The sequence below is a fragment of the Streptomyces sp. NPDC059003 genome, from assembly GCF_042740445.1.
Lineage (GTDB): Bacteria > Actinomycetota > Actinomycetes > Streptomycetales > Streptomycetaceae > Streptomyces.
Genome location: NZ_JBHYJH010000123.1, coordinates 1 through 17,230 on the forward strand (window position 1 = coordinate 1; position 17,230 = coordinate 17,230).

At 74.8% G+C, this 17,230-nt stretch carries 13 protein-coding genes; 9 read left to right on the forward strand and 4 right to left on the reverse strand.

Going from position 1 to position 17,230, the window contains the following annotated elements; all coding sequences use genetic code 11:
- Positions 1-221: 221 nt before the first annotated feature.
- From ACFWZ5_RS32520 to ACFWZ5_RS32530, 3 genes are all read left to right on the forward strand, one after another.
- On the forward strand, positions 222-1,229 hold the full coding sequence (locus ACFWZ5_RS32520) for a zinc-binding dehydrogenase (RefSeq protein WP_384794987.1): 1,008 nt from the start codon (positions 222-224) through the stop codon (positions 1,227-1,229).
- A gap of 14 nt (positions 1,230-1,243) precedes the next feature.
- Positions 1,244-2,146, forward strand: a complete 903-nt coding sequence (locus ACFWZ5_RS32525) for an NADP-dependent oxidoreductase (RefSeq protein ID WP_384794989.1) — start codon at positions 1,244-1,246, stop codon at positions 2,144-2,146.
- Between the two features lie 63 nt (positions 2,147-2,209).
- Positions 2,210-5,179, forward strand: coding sequence for an AAA family ATPase (locus ACFWZ5_RS32530; RefSeq protein WP_384794991.1), 2,970 nt, complete (start codon positions 2,210-2,212; stop codon positions 5,177-5,179).
- Between the two features lie 148 nt (positions 5,180-5,327).
- Here the strand turns inward: ACFWZ5_RS32530 and ACFWZ5_RS32535 are convergent, their stop codons facing one another.
- The 3 genes from ACFWZ5_RS32535 to ACFWZ5_RS32545 all read right to left on the reverse strand — a co-directional run bounded on the left by ACFWZ5_RS32535 (position 5,328) and on the right by ACFWZ5_RS32545 (position 7,086).
- Positions 5,328-5,597, reverse strand: coding sequence for a hypothetical protein (locus ACFWZ5_RS32535; protein ID WP_384794993.1), 270 nt, complete (start codon positions 5,595-5,597; stop codon positions 5,328-5,330).
- A 116-nt stretch (positions 5,598-5,713) separates the two neighbouring features.
- On the reverse strand, positions 5,714-6,547 hold the full coding sequence (locus tag ACFWZ5_RS32540; protein ID WP_384794995.1) for an anti-sigma factor domain-containing protein: 834 nt from the start codon (positions 6,545-6,547) through the stop codon (positions 5,714-5,716).
- Positions 6,544-7,086 (reverse strand): sigma-70 family RNA polymerase sigma factor, encoded by a 543-nt coding sequence (locus tag ACFWZ5_RS32545; protein ID WP_384794997.1) that lies wholly within the window; start codon positions 7,084-7,086, stop codon positions 6,544-6,546. Before ACFWZ5_RS32545 ends, ACFWZ5_RS32540 begins: the two co-directional genes overlap by 4 nt.
- A gap of 236 nt (positions 7,087-7,322) precedes the next feature.
- On the opposite strand from ACFWZ5_RS32545, the gene ACFWZ5_RS32550 reads away from it, so the two are divergent.
- The 4 genes from ACFWZ5_RS32550 (at position 7,323) to ACFWZ5_RS32565 (ending at position 14,392) form a co-directional block, all read left to right on the forward strand.
- Complete coding sequence (locus ACFWZ5_RS32550; RefSeq protein WP_384794999.1) at positions 7,323-8,903, forward strand: DUF4331 domain-containing protein; 1,581 nt, start codon at positions 7,323-7,325, stop codon at positions 8,901-8,903.
- A 730-nt stretch (positions 8,904-9,633) separates the two neighbouring features.
- Positions 9,634-11,025 (forward strand): tetratricopeptide repeat protein, encoded by a 1,392-nt coding sequence (locus ACFWZ5_RS32555; protein WP_384795001.1) that lies wholly within the window; start codon positions 9,634-9,636, stop codon positions 11,023-11,025.
- Between the two features lies 1 nt (position 11,026).
- The gene (locus ACFWZ5_RS32560) at positions 11,027-12,619 is read left to right on the forward strand and encodes a nickel transporter (protein ID WP_384795003.1); all 1,593 of its coding nucleotides are present in this window, start codon (positions 11,027-11,029) and stop codon (positions 12,617-12,619) included.
- A 108-nt stretch (positions 12,620-12,727) separates the two neighbouring features.
- Positions 12,728-14,392, forward strand: coding sequence for a serine/threonine-protein kinase (locus ACFWZ5_RS32565; RefSeq protein WP_384795031.1), 1,665 nt, complete (start codon positions 12,728-12,730; stop codon positions 14,390-14,392).
- Between the two features lie 71 nt (positions 14,393-14,463).
- On the opposite strand, the gene ACFWZ5_RS32570 is transcribed toward ACFWZ5_RS32565, so the two are convergent.
- Positions 14,464-15,282 carry an SGNH/GDSL hydrolase family protein gene (locus ACFWZ5_RS32570; RefSeq protein WP_384795005.1) on the reverse strand — a complete coding sequence of 273 codons (819 nt, stop codon included), beginning with the start codon at positions 15,280-15,282 and terminating at the stop codon, positions 14,464-14,466.
- A 249-nt stretch (positions 15,283-15,531) separates the two neighbouring features.
- Here ACFWZ5_RS32570 and ACFWZ5_RS32575 point away from each other — a divergent pair, with 249 nt between their 5' ends.
- Positions 15,532-15,957, forward strand: a complete 426-nt coding sequence (locus ACFWZ5_RS32575; protein ID WP_384891633.1) for a hypothetical protein — start codon at positions 15,532-15,534, stop codon at positions 15,955-15,957.
- 4 nt (positions 15,958-15,961) lie between these two features.
- Positions 15,962-17,065 carry a GNAT family N-acetyltransferase gene (locus tag ACFWZ5_RS32580; RefSeq protein ID WP_384795009.1) on the forward strand — a complete coding sequence of 368 codons (1,104 nt, stop codon included), beginning with the start codon at positions 15,962-15,964 and terminating at the stop codon, positions 17,063-17,065.
- The last annotated feature ends 165 nt before the right edge of the window (positions 17,066-17,230 follow it).

Below are 17,230 nucleotides of genomic sequence, written 5' to 3' on the forward strand. Positions count from 1 at the left end.
GCCCGTCCGGCGTTTGAGGACGAGGCGCGGAGCGCCGATTGCTTTTCGGGGGTGCCAGGGGGCCGGCCCCCTGGTTCGGGAAGGGGCGGGTCTGGGGCGCCCCGCGAAGGCCCACCCCCAGTCGCCCAACCCCAGTCATCCGACAGAGGCGCCCACGCCGGCCACCGCCTAGCTTCGACAACGTCAGGCACCGGCCCCCCTCCCCGGAAGGACCCCCTCCCATGCACGCCATCCGACTGCACTCCTTCGGCACCCCCGAAGAGCTCCGCTACGAGGAGGTGCCCACCCCCGAACCGGCCCCCGGCCAGCTCCGCATCGCCGTACGAGCGGCGGGAGTCCACCTCCTGGACACCGCCCTCCAACGCGGCGCGGGCGACGAACTCCCCTTCCCGCTGCCGGACCTGCCCGTCACACCGGGCCGCGAGGTCGCAGGCGTCGTCGACCGGGTCGGCGCGGGCGTGGGCGAGGAGTGGCTCGGCCGCCGAGTCGTCACCCACCTCGGACTGGTCAACGCCGGCTACGCCGAGTTCGCGGTCCGCGAGCCGGAGGCCCTGTTCCCGCTGCCCGACACGCTGTCGTACGAGGCGGCGATCGCCATGGTCGGCACCGGCCGCATGGCGCTCGGCGTGCTCGACGTGGCCGCGCCCACGGCCGACGACGTGGTCCTGGTAACCGCGGCGGCGGGCGGCATCGGCACCCTGCTCGTGCAGGCGGCGAAGAACGTCGGCGCGACCGTCGTGGGCGCCGCGGGCGGCCCGGACAAGGCCGAGCGGGTACGCGCCCTCGGCGCGGACGTCGCCGTCGACTACGACAGGCCGGACTGGGCGGACGAGGTGCGCGCGGCGCTCGGCGGCCGCGAGGTCGGCATCGCCTTCGACAGCGTGGGCGGCGCCGCGGGCCGCGCGGCGCTCGACCTCCTCGGCCACGGCGGCCAGTTCGTGGTCTACGGCTGGTCGTCCGGCGCGCCCACGGAGTTCACGTCGAAGGACCTGCACGACCGGCTCCTGACGGCGACGCACGCGCTCGGCCCGCGCATCCTGCGGGTGCCGGGCGGCCTTCGGCGCCTGCAGGAGCGGGCGCTCGCCGAGGCGGCGAACGGCACGCTCGTGCCCGCCGTCACGACGTTCCCGCTGCGGGACGCGGCCGCCGCGCACACGGCCCTGCTCGACCGGAAGACGGTCGGCAAGGTCGTCCTGGTGCCGTCCGACGCCGAGGGTACGGTGGCATGATGATCATGCGTGCAATGGCTTTCACGGAGTACGGCAGCCCCGACGTGCTGCGCCCGCACGACCTCGCCGTGCCGGAGCCGGGGCCCGGCCAGGTGCGGGTCCGGGTCAGGGCGGCGGGCGTCATGCCGTTCGACACCGGCATACGGCAGGGCGTGATACGCCCGCCGGGCACGGCCTTCCCGATCGTGCCGGGCAACGAGTTCGCGGGCACGGTGGACGCGCTCGCCCCGGACGTCACGGCGTTCGCGCCCGGCGCCGCGGTGCTCGGCTTCTCCCTGCTCGGCGCGTACGCCGAGTACGTCGTCGTCGGCGCCGACCAGCTCGTCGCCAAGCCGGACGCGATGGACTTCACGGTGGCGGGCGGCTTCCCCGGCAACGCGCAGGGCGCCCACATGGCGCTCAGCGCGGTGGGCGTGAACGCGGGGGACACGGTCCTGATCCACGGGGCCGCGGGCGGATTCGGCACCCTGGCCGTGCAGCTGGCCAGGGCCTGGGGCGCCACGACGGTCATCGGCACCGCGAGCGAGCGCAACCACGACCACCTGCGGTCCCTCGGCGCCGTGCCCGTCACCTACGGCGAGGGCCTCGCGGACCGGCTGCGCGCCCTCGCCCCCGACGGCGTCGACGCGGTCGTCGACGGCGCGGGCCACGGGGCGCTGCAGGCGTCGGTCGAGGTGGCCAAGGACCGCGCCCGCGTCGTGACGATGGTCGACGACGAGGGCGCCCGCGCCCTGGGCCTGCCCGAACTCCGCGGCGTCCGCACGGCGGAGCGCCTGGCCGAGGTCACGTCCCTGCACGCCAAGGGCCTGCTGCAGGTCCACGTCCGGGCCACGTACCCCCTGGAGCAGGCGGCCGCGGCCCACCGGGACGTGGAGTCGGGGCACGGCCGGGGGAAGGTGATCCTGACGATGGCGTGACGTGCGCCGGACGGTCAGGGGCGGGCGGGGAATAACCGCCGCGAGGCGGCGGCTGGCCACAACATGCTCGAAGGCCGCACAGAAGAACTGGCGCACCTGGACAACCTGCTGGCCCTGGCCCGGCAGGGCCAGAGCTCCGCCCTGGTCGTCCGGGGCGAGGCAGGCATCGGCAAGTCCGCCCTCCTGTCGGCGGTCAGGGAGACCGCGAAGGCCGCCGGGGCCACCACGCTGCACACCACCGCCGTGGAGGCCGAGACCGACCTGCCGTACGCGGGCCTGCATCTGCTCCTGCACCAGGTCACCGACCGCGTACGGGACCTCCCGGAGCCGCAGGCGGCCGCCCTCCGCGCGGCCCTCGGCCACACGGGCGGCGGCCCCGGCGACCGGTTCCTGACGGGCCTCGCGGTCCTGACGCTCCTTGCCGAACTGGCCGACGAGGGCCCGCTGTTGTGCGTGGTCGACGACGCGCACTGGCTGGACCACGCGTCGGCGGACGCGCTGCTGTTCGCGGCCCGCAGGCTCGCCGCCGAGGGGGTGGTGCTGCTGTTCGCGGTGCGCGAGCCGCACGCCCCGGCGTTCCCCGCGCCGGGCCTGCCGGAGCTGCGCCTGACCGGCCTCGACGACGGCGCCGCGCGGCAGCTCCTGGCCGCGCACGCCGCCGACCTGCCCGCGTACGTACGCCGTCAGATCCTCACCGAGGCCCGCGGCAACCCTCTGGCCCTGCTCGAGCTCCCCGCCGCCCAGCGGGAGGGCCACCTCGCGGCGTACGGGCCGCACGCGGCGCCGCTCCCCCACCACTCCCGCATCCAGCAGGCCTTCGCCGACCGCATCGCCGCCCTGCCCGACGCGACCCGGACGCTGCTGCTCGTCGCGGCGGCCGAAGGCACCGGGGACCTGGAGGCCACGGCGTCGGCGGCCGCCCGGCTCGGGGCGGCCGTCGCCGACCTGGAGCCCGCCGAGCGCAAGCAGCTGCTGCGCGCGGAGGGCGGCAGGCTCGTCTTCCGGCACCCGTTGATCCGCACCGCCGCGTACCGGAGCGCCCCGCTCGGCGCCCGCGTCGCGGCGCACCGCGCCCTTGCGGAGGCGCTGCCGTGCGTCGGCGCCGCGGACCGCCGCGCCTGGCACCTGGCGGCGGCCACCACCGAGCCGGACGCGTCGGTCGCCGCCGCCCTGGAGCGGACGGCCGAGCACGCGCGGGCGCGCGGTGGCTACGCGGCCGAGTCCGCCGCGTTCGAACGGGCCGCCCAGCTCACCCCGGACAGCGCCGGGCGGGCCCGCCGCCTCGCCCTCGCCGCGGCGGCCGCGGCGGACGCGGGCCAGGGCAGGCACGCCGCCGACCTCGCCCTGCGCGCCGCACCCCACCTGACCGACCCGGCCCTCCTGACCCGCCTGGCCCGGGTCCGCGCGGGCGTGGCCCGCGAACGCGACCAGCTCGACGCGGCCCACCGCGTCCTCGTGGACACGGCCACCGCCATCGCCGGTGCGGCCCCCCAGCTGGCCGCGCTGCTCCTGTACGAGGCCATGACGGCGGCGTGGGTGGCCGGACACAGACCGTCGATCGAGGAGATCGACAGGACGAGCACGCGGGTGGCAGCGCTCGCCGCCGGACACGCGCAGCGCGCGCTGCCGCAGCCACCGGCCGCCTCGGCCCGGTCCACCGAGAGCACCACCGTGACGAGCGGACACACGACCACGCCCCACGACGGCCGACCGCACGCCGCGCCGCCGCACCCGCCCACCGTCCCGCACCCGGCCCGGTCCGGCGGGCACGAGGCGCCGGGCGGCGGGACCGGCGAGGCGCACACACGCCTCGTGGCCCCCGGCGCCGCACCGGCACCGGCCGCCCTGCCCTACCTGCCCGCCGTCGCCGGTCTGGCCCGGCTCGCCGCGGGGGATCCGGGGGCCGCGCTGCCGCCGCTGCGGGATCTGTTCGAGCGGCTGCTCTCCGGGGCGCACGGTCTCGGTCTGCGGGAGCGGGCCTCCATCGCCGCGTGGTTCGCGCCCCTCGGGCAGATCGAGAGCGGGGTGGCGCTCGCGGCGGAGCTGGAGCGCGAGTGCCGTGAGCAGGGGGCGGTCGGGCCGCTGCCCATGGTCCTGTTGCTGCGGGCCAGGGCCCGCATCCTGCTCGGCCGCCACAGCTGTGCCCTGACCGGCGTCACGGAGGGCATCCGCGTCGCCGAGGACAGCGGGCAGGGCCACTACGCGGCGCAGCTGCGGGGCGTACTCGCGTATCTCGCGGCGCTCGACGGCGACGACGCCCGCGTGAAGGAGCTCGCGGGGGCCCTCGATCCGCGTCGGGTGCCGCCGAGCCGGGTGTGGAGCGCGGCCGCGCTCGCCCTGCTCGACCTGGGCCGGGGCCGCTACGAGGCGGCGCTGCGCGGCTACGAGGACCTGGCGGCGAGCCCCGCGGGCCACAGTGGCGTCGCCCTGTACTGCGTGCCCGACCACATCGAGGCGGCGGCGCGCGCGGGAAGGGGCGACACGGTACGGGAGTCGGCGGACCGGTACGCCGAGTGGGCCGGGCACACCGGCATGGCCTGGGCCCGGGCGATCGCCGCCCGCTGCCGTGCCCTGCTCGCCGACGAGTCGGCCGCGGAGGCGGCGTACGAGGAGGCCCTGGCGCTGCACGCCGACGACGGGCGGCCCTTCGAGCAGGCCCGTACGCGGCTGCTGTTCGGCGAGTGGCTGCGCCGGGCGGGCCGCAGGAGCGAGGCCCGCGCGCCGCTGCGCGCGGCGCTCGACGCGTTCGAGCAGATCGGTGCGGAGCCGTGGGCGCTGCGGGCCCGTGCGGAGCTGCGGGCCACCGGCGAGAGCCGGGCCCGCAAGGACGGCGAGCGGGTACCGCTGGAGCGGCTCACCCCGCAGGAGCGCCAGGTCGTTCGCCTGGCGGCAACGGGCCTGACGAACCGCGACATAGCGGCCCACCTGTTCCTGTCACCCCGCACGGTGGGCTACCACCTGTACAACGCGTATCCGAAACTGGGAGTGACTTCACGGGGCGACTTGGCGCGCCTAGGCCTGGGAGAGAGCTAGCTAGCTATGGGGAATGCAACTAGCCGGGGGGAGCAATAACCAGCCCGTCCGGCGTTTGAGGACGAGCGCGCAGCGCGACAAACGGCAACCGTGCCAACGGAGGGAGCCGCGGGCACCCGGGACCAGCCCAAGGCGCCCGCGCCAGAAATCAGTGGTTGCCGAACAACGAGCGGCGAAGCCTGCGCAGCGGTGCGAACAGCGAGACGCGACCGACCCGCGCACGCCTGCCGCCACGCTCGTGCGCGGCGTCACGCGAGGTGAGCTCACGCATCAGCAGCGTCGCCTCGGCCGCCTCGCGCTGCGGGACGGCGGGGCCGCCCAGCACCGAGAGATGACGGTCGAGACGCGAGCTGGTCGCGCCGCTCCCACATGTGATCGCAGGGACCCTCGCCCTGCTGCGCACTGTTATCTGTTCCATGTCACTCCCCACCCGTACGAGGGCACCCGGCCCAGGGCAGGTTAACCCTATCGCCCCACCATGACACCCGTGTATCCCGGTCGCAGGATTCACCTGCCGGGCAAGGAGGTTGACGATTACTCTCCGAATCCAACTGATTCCAGGGCGAGTTGGACAACCGGTGGGGTGGTGGGCCGCAGGGAGCCGCCGTCGGGTTCGACGGTCACAGCGAGTGAGTTCGCGCTGGTGCTGAGACCGTCGGCGACGATGGGCGTTTCGCCGTCGAGCAGGCCGAGCGAGCGGGGCGTGGCGTCGGGGCGCATCACCCAGAGTTGATGTGCGCGCCCGTCGGGCGGCTCGCCGAGGCCGGTGACGCTCACCACGGCCCGCCGTTCGGTGCGCGAGGCGACGACGGTCATGGCGCGCCCGCGGGCGTCCCGCTCGCCGGTCGCGCGGGCGTCCGGCGCCGCCAGGACGTGGGCGATCTCACGTGCCGCGGCCCGCTCGTCGTCGAGCCGGTCGTCGGTGCGGACCAGGGCGAAGGCGAGGAGGCCCGCCGAGACGAGGCCGAGCGCGGCGGCCGCGGCGAGCGCCAGGAGCGTGCGGGCGGGGGCGCCTTGGGTGGCGCGGCGCACCGGGTCGCGTGCGGGCGGCGCGGGCGACGCGACGGGCTCCTGCTCTGTCGTGTGCACGGCGGCGAGGATCCGCTCCCGCAGATCGGGCGGCGCCGGGACGGAGGCCGCGCGCGCCAGGCGCACGGTGTCGGCGGCGAGCGCGCGCACCTCGTCGGTGCACCGGGCGCAGCCGGCGAGGTGCCGTTCGAAGCGGCGCGTCTCGTCCGGGTCGAGGGCGTCGAGCGCGTACGGCACGGCCAGCGAGTGCACGGAGCGGCCGATGTGCAGGCCGGTGACGTACAGCCGTACGCGGTGGAGCGGGCCGGTGGCGGGGGCCCGGGTGCGGCGGATCCTCATGCGGCGGCGCCCAGACAGTCGCGCAGCCGCAGCAGTCCGTCCCGCATGCGGGTCTTGACGGTGCCGAGCGGCACCGAGAGGCGCCGGGCCACCTCGCGGTACGTGTAGCCGTCGTAGTAGGCGAGCGTGACGGCCTGGTGCTGAAGGTCCGTCAGGCGCTCCAGGCAGCGGCGCACCCACTCGCGCTCCAGGCTGCCCTCCACCTCCTCGGCGACCTGGTCGAAGGCGGGCCCGTCACCGCGGTGGGCGACGCGCCGCTCGCGCTCCCCCGCCGCGCGGGCGCTGCGCACCCGGTCGACGGCCCTGCGGTGGGCGAGCGTGAGGATCCACGACAGGGCCGTGCCGCGCGCCGGGTCGAAGCGGCCCGCGGTACGCCACAGTTCGAGCAGCACCTCCTGGGCCACCTCCTCGGACTGCGCGGGATCGCGCAGGACTCTGCGTACGAGGCCGTAGACCGGGCCCGACACCAGGCCGTACAGGTCCTCGAAGGCCTTGTGGTCCCCGCGGGCCACCCGTGGCAGCAGCTCGTCCGCCTCCACCCCGTCCCCCTCCCCTGGCCGCCCCGCTCTCCCCTGGGGCGCTCAATTCTGGACTCGGCGGGGATTCGGGGCGAGCCCCCGGACGGGATTGGCCGGACGGGCGGCGGCTTGCTGAAGGTGCGCGAGATTTCCGGGCGCGGGGCCAATCCCTCCGCCCGCCCGCACCGAATGGCGTGCGTCGGACGGGCCCGCGCGGATGCGCGCGGGCCCGCACAGCGAAGGTAAGGACGGATGCGATGACCGCACTCGCCAGGAGCCGCGCGAAGCGACGGGGCACCCGCCGCATCGCCGGGCTCGTCTGTGGGGCGCTGGCCGCCGGGGGGCTCGCCGCCGCCGGGGTCACCACCCTGGAACCGGAGGCCGCGCGCGCCTCGAGCCACCGCGAGGCCCCGCTGATCTCGGGGCAGCCGCAGTACGACAACACGGACGTGTACGCGTTCGTGAGTCCCGACAAGCCCGACACGACGACGCTCGTCGCGAACTGGATCCCGTTCGAGGAGCCGGCGGGCGGCCCGAACTTCTACCCGTTCCCCGAGGACGCGCAGTACGACGTGCACATCGACAACGACGGCGACGCGCAGGGCGACCTGCTCTACCGCTGGACGTTCGACACGCGCACGAAGAACGGCGACACCTTCCTCTACAACACGGACAAGGTCACCAGCCTCGACGACCCCGACCTGAACGTGACGCAGACGTACGACATCGACCTGCTGCGTCTGAAGGACCAGAAGGTGGTCTCCACGACGAAGGTCGCCGACGACCTGCCGGTCGCGCCGTCCCACGTCGGCAAGGGGTCCATGCCCGACTACGGCAAGCTGCGCGACCAGGCCGTGCGCAAGGTGGCGGGCGGCGGCACCGCGTTCGCCGGGCAGGCCGACGACCCCTTCTTCCTTGACCTGCGGGTCTTCGACCTGCTGTACGGCGGTGACCTGTCGGAGGTCGGCCGGGACACGCTCGCCGGGTACAACGTGAACTCCGTCGCCCTGCAGGTGCCGACCGCGCAGATCCGGCAGTCGGAGCAGCAGCCCGTGGTCGGCGTCTGGTCGACGACCCAGCGCAAGAACGCGGCGGGCAAGTGGACGCAGGTGTCCCGGCTCGGCGCGCCCCTCGTGAACGAGGTCGTCGTCCCGATGAAGGACAAGGACAAGTTCAACGCCTCGGCGCCGTGGGACGACGCGCAGTTCCTGCCGTACGTCCAGAAGCCGGAGCTGCCGAAGCTCATCGAGAAGTTCTACAAGATCAAGGCGCCGAAGGAGCCGCGCAAGGACCTGGTCTCGGTCTTCCTCACCGGTGTGCAGGGCCTGAACCAGCCGCCGAACGTGCGGCCCGCGGAGGCGCTGCGCCTCAACACCGCCATCAAGCCCGCCGCGAACCCGAAGCGCCTCGGCGTCCTGGACGGCGACAACGCGGGCTACCCCAACGGACGCCGCCTCGCCGACGACGTCCTCGACATCTCCCTCCAGGCCGTCGAGGGCGAACTCGTCGGGCAGAAGAACGACCTGGGCGACGCGGTGAACGCCAACGACCGCGCCTTCGGGAAGTCCTTCCCGTACCTGGCGCTGCCCACGGCCGGCTCCCGCGGCCCCGTCGCCGGAAAGAGCGGCGACTCCCGCACCGCCCTCAACGGCGGCGCGGCACCCCTCACTCCCGCCGACACGTCGGACTCCACGGACACCGTTCTGATCGCGTCCGCCTCCGCGGGCGGCGCCGGGGCGCTGCTCGTGACGCTCGGCCTCGTGTGGTGGCGCATGCGGGGCGCTCGTGGGCGCGGGCCCGGGGTGACGGGCGGCAACCCCGAGGCAGCGGGGAGCTGACATGACGCACCGGGAATCGGCACTGGATCGGCAGGAAGGAAGCCTGGGGCGACGGCGCGGAGACCCGGAGCACGGGGGAACGGTCCCGGACCGACGGGGCACACCCCCCGCCGCCCCGGGACCGTCCCCCGAACAACACGCCCCCTCGCTGCGGCAACGGGACACCGCCCCTGCGGGACCGGAGGCGACTCCACAACAGCGGGAGACGCCTCCGGAACACCGGGCGGGGTCTACGGAAGGGCGGCACGCGTCTCCGGAACAGCGGGAGGCGCCTGCGCAACAGCCCAAGACGCCTCCGGGACTACGGGAGGGGGCTCCGGACCAGCGGGACGCGACTCAGGAACAGCGGAAGGCGTGCCCGGAACAACAGGAGGCGGCTCCAGAACGACAGGGGGCGTTCCCGGAACGGCAGGAGGCGACTCCGCAACAGCGGGGCGCGGCTCCGGGACCACGGGGGGAGTCTCCGGGCCAGCGGCACGCGGCTCCCGAACAGCGGAAGGCATCCCCGGAACGGCGGGAGGCAACTCCGCAACAGCCCAAGGCGACTCCAGGACTACGGGAGGGGGCTCCGGACCAGCGGGACGCGGCTCCGGAGAGGCAGGAGGCGTCCCCGCAGCAGCAGGAGGAGGCTCCAGAACAGCGGGGCGCAGCTTCACAACAGCGGGGGGCAGCTTCGGAGTTGCCGGGGGTGGCTTCGGAACAGCGGGGGGCAGCTTTGCAACAGCGGGAGATGGCTTCGGAGTTGCCGGAGGCGGAGCGCGGGCGGCGGGTGCAAGGCTCGTGGGGCGGGCGGCAGGTGCGGGGCGATGTGGTGCGGGTCTCCGCGCGGGGGCTCGCTGTCACCCTCGGCCTCGCGGTCGCGTTGACCGTCGGCGCCGTCGTCATCGGCGGGACGCACGACGAGGGGCGGCCGTCCGTGGCGGCCGCCCCGCCCGCGGCCCCCGTGGACCGGCTGCTCGCGGGCGACCTGGACCGCGGTGTCACCGCCCTGCGGGAACGCCTCCGGGACCGGCCCGAGGACTACAGGGCCTGGGCCGCGCTCGGCACCGCGTACGTCGAGCAGGCCCGCGTCAAGGGCGACCCCACCCGGTACGCCGAGGCCGACCGCGCCCTCGACCGCGCGCTCGCCCTGCGCCCCGGCCACGACGCCGCCCTCGCCGGGCGCGCCGCCCTCGCCGCCGCCCGGCACGACTTCGACGGCGCCCTGCGGTACGCGGACCGCGCGCTCGCCGTGAACCCGTACCACGAGCGCGCCCTCGCCTCCCGCGTCGACGCCCTCGTCGAACTCGGCCGCTACGACGCGGCGTTGCGCGCCGCCCGCACCGCCGACGCGCGCCGCCCCGGCATCCCCGCGTTCACCCGCTACGCCTACGTACGGGAGCTGCGGGGCGACGTGACCGGCGCCCGGCGGGCCCTCCGGCTCGCCCTCAAGGACGCGCGCGCTCCCGGCGAGACCGCGTACGTCGCCACGGCCCTGGCCCAACTGGCCTGGCGACAGGGCGACCACGCGGAGGCCCTCCGCCGGTGCGCGGACGCCCTGCGGGCCGACCCCGCGTACGTACCCGCCCTGGAGACGCGCGCGCGGGCCGAGGCCGCGCGCGGCGACACGGCCGCCGCCGTCGCAGGCCTGCGGGACGTCGTCGCCCGGCAGCCGCTGCCCGGCCCCCTCGTCGCACTCGGCGAACTGTACGAGGCGCGGGGCGACCGGGCGCGGGCCCGCGAGCAGTACTCCCTCGTCGACGCCTGGGCGAAGCTCGCCCGCGCCAACGGGGTCAACCCCGACCTGGACACCGCCCTCGCCGCGGCCGACCACGGCGACCCGGACGACGCGGTGCGCTCCGCGCGGGCCGAGTGGAACCGGCGCCGCACCGTGCACACCGCCGACGCGCTCGCCTGGGCCCTGCACGCGCGCGGGCGCGACCGCGAGGCCCTGCCCTACGCCCGCCGCGCCACCGCCACGGGATTCCGCGAGGCGTCCTTCCTCTACCACCGGGGCGTGATCGAAACCGCCACCGTCTCGCCCACGGCGGGCCACAAGTGGCTACGCGCCGCCCTGGACCTCAACCCGGGCTTCTCCCCGACGGGGTCACGGGACGCCGCACGCCTGTTGGGGGTGAGGTGACATGGCGGCATTCTCCGTGTCCCCGCTGTGGGCAGCTGGTCCGCCCAGAGGGCGGAACGGGTGGGCACAGCCCATCCGACGGACACCGGTCATCCAAGGGCGCGGCGGACGGCCCCGATGGCGCTGGGCAACGCTGGCCCTCATCGCCCTGGCCGTAGCCCTGGCAACGGCCACCCCCACCCAGGCCCACCCCCTCGGCAACTTCACCGTCAACCAGCACGAATCCCTGCGCCTGTCCCCCGGCCACCTGAACATCACGCACATCGAGGACCTCGCCGAAATCCCCGCCTCCCAGGCGAAGCCCGCCATCGACCGCAAGGGAAAGGAGAGGTGGGCCCGCGACCGGTGCAACCGGGCCGCATCCGGCACCCGCGTCGCCGCCGACGGCCACCCCACCCCCGTCACCCCCAAAGGCGCCCACGCCCGCATCCGCACGGGCCAGGCAGGCCTCCCCACCGTCCGCGTGGAGTGCCGCTTCACCGCCCGGCTCCCGCGCGGCCCGGTCGCGTTGACGTTCCACGCCCCACCACAGGCCGCCCCCGGCTGGCGCGAGATCACGGCCCGCGGCGACCGCATGACCCTGACCGACACGAACGTCCCCGCCTCCTCACCGTCCGAGCGCCTCACCCGCTACCCGAAGGAACTGGTCGCGTCACCGCCCGACACGACGTCGGCGGCGCTGCGGGCCGAGCCCGGCGGTCCCGCCGCCGCCGACGATCCCGCGCCGCCCGACTCACCGCTGCCCCGCGCCGCGACCGACGCCCTGACCGGCCTGGTGGCCCGCCACGACCTCACTCCGGCATTCGCGGCCCTCGCCCTCGCCACCGCGCTCCTCCTGGGCGCCCTGCACGCCCTCGCGCCCGGGCACGGCAAGACGCTGATGGCGGCCACCGCCGCGGCCCGCGGCCACGCGACCCTGCGCGACGTGCTGCCGCTCGCCGCGTCGGTGACGGTCACGCACACACTGGGCGTGGTGGCCCTCGGCCTCCTGGTGGCGGGCGGATCGGCCGCGGCCCCGTCGGTCGTCGCCTGGCTGGGCGTGGCCAGCGGCGCCCTCGTGACCGGCGCGGGCGCCCTCCTCGTACGCCGGGCCTGGCGCCACCGCGCCCACCCGCACACCCACACCCACACCCACCCGCACCCGCACCCGCACCCGCACCCGCACCCGCACCCGCACCCGCACCCGCACAACCCGCCTCACCCTCACCCCCACTCCCACTCCCACGCGCACCCCCACACCCACTCCCCCCGCCCCTCCCTCCGCGGCACCCTCTTCCTCGGCTTCGCCGGAGGCCTCGTGCCCAGTCCCTCCGCCGTCGTCGTGCTGGTCGGGGCCGCCGCGCTCGGCGAGGCCTGGTTCGGGCTGCTGCTCGTCCTGGCGTACGGGGCGGGGCTCGCCGTCACACTGACGGCGGCCGGGTTCCTCGTCGTACGCGTCGGTGCCCGGGTCTCCGCCGCGGCGGGGCGGCGGCTCACGCCGCGGCACGCCGCCGCCCGGCTCGCCCGCCGCTTCGCCCCCATGGGCTCCGCCTGCCTCGTGCTCGCCCTTGGGTGTGGATTGGTGTTCAAGGGGGCGGCAACGGCGCTCGGTTGAGCTACTTTTGTGGAGAATCGCACGCCTGCGAATGGGGGGCTCGTGACCGACGAAGCACGAGTGATCGCCGGGCGGTACCGCCTTCTCGCCCCGCTCGGCGAGGGCGGCATGGGCACCGTGTGGCGGGCCCGGGACGACGTGCTCGGCCGCGAGGTCGCCGTCAAGGAGGTCCGCGCGCCCGCCGGGCTCCCGGCGAGCGAGGTGGAGCGGCTGTACGCGCGCCTGGACCGCGAGGCCTGGGCGGCGGCCCGCATCCCGCACCGGAACGTCGTCACCGTGTACGACGTGGCGACGGAGGAGGGCCGCCCGTGGATCGTCATGGAGCTGGTCCGGGGGCTCTCCCTGTCGGACGCCCTGGACGCCGAGGGGCCGATGACGCCGCAGCGGGCGGCCCACATCGGGGCCGAGGTCCTGGGCGCGCTACGCGCCGCGCACGACGCGGGGGTCCTGCACCGCGACGTGAAGCCCGGCAACGTCCTGCTGGCCAACGACGGCCGGGTCGTCCTGACCGACTTCGGGATCGCCATGGTGGAGGGCAGTTCGGCCCTCACGATGACGGGTGAGGTCGTCGGGTCGCCCGAATTCCTGGCGCCGGAGCGGGCGTTGGGGCAGCGGCCGGGTCCCGAGTCCGATCTGTGGTCTTTGGGGGTGCTGCTCTACGCGGCCGTGGAGGGCGTGTCGCCGTTCCGGCAGGACACCCCGCTGAGCACGCTGCGCGCGGTCGTCGACGAGGAGCTGCCGCCGGCCCGCAACGCCGGGCCACTGGCCCCGGTCATCGAGGGGCTGCTGCGCAAGGACCCGGCCCTGCGCGCCTCCGCCGCGGACACCGAGCACGGCCTGCGGCTCGTCGCCGAGGGGCAGACGCCGCCCACGGGCACGGACGTTCCGTACGCGCCCACGGTCACCGCCCACCGGCAGCCCGACCCGACGCCGACCCCGCCGCCGTACCCGGTGGTGCCCGGCACCCCCGGCACCCCCGGCACCCCCGGCGCGACGAACGGCACCACGACCACCACCACGACCGGCACGCCGCCGCCCTCCCGCCGCGCGAGAGCCGCTCTCGTCGCGGGCATCGCCGCCCTGCTGCTCGCCGCGGGCGGCATCACCTACGCCCTGGTCAACGACGACGACGGCACAGGCGGCGGCAGCGACAGCCGAGGGAGCGGCAGCACCGGGGGCGACACCGGCGGGTCGGACGGCGGCGGCAGCAACAGCGGCGGGAAGGACAGCGGCGGCTCCGGCGGGAGCGGGAGCGGCGGCAGCAACGGGGGCGGGGGCGGCAATGACGGCGGCGGGTCCACCAACGGCGGTGGCGGCAGCGGCGGTTCGACCAACGGGGGCGGCACGAACGGCGGCGGCAGCGGCGGCAAGCCCTCGTCCCCGAAGCCGCACTCCGTGAGCGTCTCCGTCACCGGCTACCACACCGAGTACAGCGGCAGCTGCCCGGTGCCCGCGGCCGACGCGCCCTCGTTCACGGCGACGTTCACGGTGGGCCGGGTGCCGGTGGACGTCGAGTACCGGTGGGTCGCCGCCGAGGGCGACTCCAGCGACCCGGGCTGGAAGACGCTCTCGTTCCCGTCGTCGGGCGGCAAGAACAAGCAGGTCCAGCACGTCGAGGTGCCGGGTTACACGGACAGCGGGACGCATCAGAACCAGATCGGCGTCGAGGTCCGCGCGCCGGTGCAGGCGACGTCCAACTCCGTCCCGTACACCGTGACGTGCGAGGAGGAGCCCGAGACGAGCGGGGGCTCCTCCTCCTACGTACAGCAGTGACGGGCGGCTACGCGCAGCGGCGACGGCTCGTCACGCCGCCGCGGGCCCGATCAGCCCGGCTGCGGCCCTGATCAGCCCGCGGCCCTGCTGAACACGGGCAGGTAGCCGCCGGACTGGCCCGCGGCGGTCGGGTGGTACGACTCGCTTATGTTGCCCCAGTTCACACTGTGCAGCCAGGAGTCGCCGGAGCAGATCTCGTGCCCGGCGAACGTGGTGGTGACGTCGCCGAAGGTGAAGCCGTGGTCGGCGGCGCGCTTGGCGGTCGCGGTGTTGAGGTGGTCGGCGGCGCCGTTGATGGCCGCGCGCTCCCCCTCGGTGAGCCCGGCCAGGCAGCTGCCGTTCAGCTTGTAGAAGCGCGGGTAGCCGAGCACCACCACGCGGGCCGACGGCGCCTTGCCCTTGATCGCGGAGTACACCTTGTCGAGCTTGCCGGGCAGCGTCGAATCGACGTACGCCTTGGCCTGGTTGACGCGCGCCACGCAGTTCGCCTCGGACTGGAGCACACACGTCGTCATGACGTCGGAGAAGCCCGCGTCGTTGCCGCCGACGGAGAGGGACACAAGGCCGGTGCCGGAGTTCAGCGGGCCGAGCTGATTGGCGATGACGTCGTCGGTGCGCGCGCCGGAACAAGCGGTGAAACTGAAGCTCGACGGCGCGTGAGCGGCCGCCCACAGCGCGGGATAGGCGCGCGGCGTGCGTTTGCAACTGCCGCTGCCGCTGTCGTAGTTGCCGGAACCGAGGCCGGACGAATAGGAGTCGCCGAGCGCCACATAGGCGGGTGCGGCCTGTTGGCCGTCGGAATCGGCGTGCGCTGCCGTGACCCCGGTGAAGGCGAGGGCCGCGCCGAGAAGGAGCGAGGAAGCGTATGCCGTGAAACGGGACAATCTCATGGAACCTCCCTTAGCAGGATTTCTGCCTCGACAGTGGTAGCACGCACCACCCGCCACGGATAGTGTTCATGTCAATCAATTCTTCAGCAATTCCCTTTCCCTGCCGAAGAGTTCACCGACCGCACCCCGGCCGGAAAGGGAGCATCTCCACACTCCCTCCGCATCTTGACGAGGCACCGCCCACTGCGCCACATTGAAGCCCGGCATCCGGCGCTTCGGGGGGCAAAGTCGCCCATGCAGACCATCGGCATGAACTCGCCGTCAGCCAGCACGGCACCGGGCGAGCGGGACCCCGACAGCGGCCCGCGCCCCACCGAGGCAGATCTGGGCCCGCTGCTCGCGGGCGCCGCCGTCGCGGCCGGGGCCGCCGGCGCCGCGCTCGCGCTCCTCGACCTCTCCACTCCGGTGCGCGCACCGCTCACCCTCTTCTTCCTCCTCGCCGCCCCTGGCTTCGCGTTCTCCTTCTGGCTGCGGGGACTTGAGGCGAGGGGGCGCGCGGTGGCCGCCGCCTGCGCGGCCCTCGTGGTCAATCTGCTGGTCGCCCCGGCCATGCTGGCCCTGCACGTGTGGTCGGTCCGCGGCGGCGTGGCGGCGGTCGCCGGGGTCAGCGCGGCCATCTTCCTGTCGGCACTGGCGCGGCGGCAGCGCCATCGCGCCCCGATGAGACGGACATGATCACGTGGAGATCACCGTGCACCGCCCCGGCGAACTCACCGCGGCGGACCGGGTGGCGTGGACCGCGCTGCAGGCCAAGGCCCATCTGAACGGCTCACCCCACCTCGCGAACCCGTTCCTCGCACCGGAGTTCACGCTCGCCGTGGCGCGGGTGCGCGGGAACGTGCGGGTCGCGGTCGTCCGCGAGGGCGGCGATCCGGCCGCCTACTTCCCGTACCAGCGCTCCAGGACCGGAGTGGGCCGCGCCGTGGGCCTCGGCGTCTCCGACAGCCAGGGAGTCGTGCACCGGCCGGGCTTCACCTGCGACACCAGGACCCTGCTGCGCGCCTGCGGCCTCGTGATGTTCGAGTACGACCATCTCGCCGACGGCCAGGGCCCGTTCGAGTCCGGCGCGACGGGCAGGTTCCCCTCGCCGGTCATGGACATCGACCAGGGGTACGACGCCTACCTCACGCATCTGCGGGCCGAGTCGCCGAAGTTCCTCCGCAGCACCCTCGCCAAGGGCCGCAAGCTCGCCCGCGACCACGGCGAGGTGCGGTACGTGCACGACGAGCGCGACCCCGAGGCGCTGCGCACGCTCATGACCTGGAAGTCCGCGCAGTACCGCAGGACCGGCCGCAGCGACCGGTTCGCGCGCGCCTGGATCAGCCAGCTCGTGGAGCAGCTCTTCCACACCCGCGGCGACTCGTTCACCGGCCTGCTCTCCGTGCTCTACGCCGGCGGCAAGCCGATCGCCGCGCACTTCGGCCCGTGCGGCGAGCGCGTCCTCGCCTGCTGGTTCCCCGCGTACGACCCGGACTTCGCGAAGTACTCGCCCGGCCTGCTGCTGCATCTGCACATGGCCGAGGCGGCCGCCGCCGACGGGATCGCCCATCTGGACCTCGGACGTGGCAAGAAGGAGTACAAGGACTCCCTGAAGACACGGGAGATCACCGTGTCCGAGGGGTGGGTGGCGCTGCGCCACCCGGTGGCACTCGGCCATCGTGCGCACCGGGCCCCGGTCCGGGCGCTGCGCAACACCGTGCAGACCCGACCGGAATTGTTCGAACCGGCGGACCGGCTGCTCAAACGCCTGGGAAAGATCCGTTCCCGGCACCGTAAAGAGTAGGTATCGCGTAGGAACCGCGCAGGAAACGCCAAGGATCATCACACAGGACCAGGTATCGGCCGGGAACAGGCACACACAAAGTGTCCGAAGAGAACGGTCAATTTATTGAAAACGTGAGACCCCGTTCCAGGTCTTGCCATACGGTCGCAAGCATCAATACCGTCG

Bases quoted from the DNA above. Each gene is read 5' to 3' on its own strand.
- ACFWZ5_RS32520 (WP_384794987.1), top strand. From the start codon at position 222: ATGCACGCCATCCGACTGCACTCCTTCGGCACCCCCGAAGAGCTCCGC.
- ACFWZ5_RS32525 (WP_384794989.1), top strand. From the start codon at position 1,244: ATGGCTTTCACGGAGTACGGCAGCCCCGACGTGCTGCGCCCGCACGAC.
- ACFWZ5_RS32530 (WP_384794991.1), top strand. From the start codon at position 2,210: ATGCTCGAAGGCCGCACAGAAGAACTGGCGCACCTGGACAACCTGCTG.
- ACFWZ5_RS32535 (WP_384794993.1), bottom strand. From the start codon at position 5,597: ATGGAACAGATAACAGTGCGCAGCAGGGCGAGGGTCCCTGCGATCACA.
- ACFWZ5_RS32540 (WP_384794995.1), bottom strand. From the start codon at position 6,547: ATGAGGATCCGCCGCACCCGGGCCCCCGCCACCGGCCCGCTCCACCGC.
- ACFWZ5_RS32550 (WP_384794999.1), top strand. From the start codon at position 7,323: ATGACCGCACTCGCCAGGAGCCGCGCGAAGCGACGGGGCACCCGCCGC.
- ACFWZ5_RS32555 (WP_384795001.1), top strand. From the start codon at position 9,634: ATGGCTTCGGAGTTGCCGGAGGCGGAGCGCGGGCGGCGGGTGCAAGGC.
- ACFWZ5_RS32560 (WP_384795003.1), top strand. From the start codon at position 11,027: ATGGCGGCATTCTCCGTGTCCCCGCTGTGGGCAGCTGGTCCGCCCAGA.
- ACFWZ5_RS32565 (WP_384795031.1), top strand. From the start codon at position 12,728: ATGGGCACCGTGTGGCGGGCCCGGGACGACGTGCTCGGCCGCGAGGTC.
- ACFWZ5_RS32570 (WP_384795005.1), bottom strand. From the start codon at position 15,282: ATGAGATTGTCCCGTTTCACGGCATACGCTTCCTCGCTCCTTCTCGGC.
- ACFWZ5_RS32575 (WP_384891633.1), top strand. From the start codon at position 15,532: ATGAACTCGCCGTCAGCCAGCACGGCACCGGGCGAGCGGGACCCCGAC.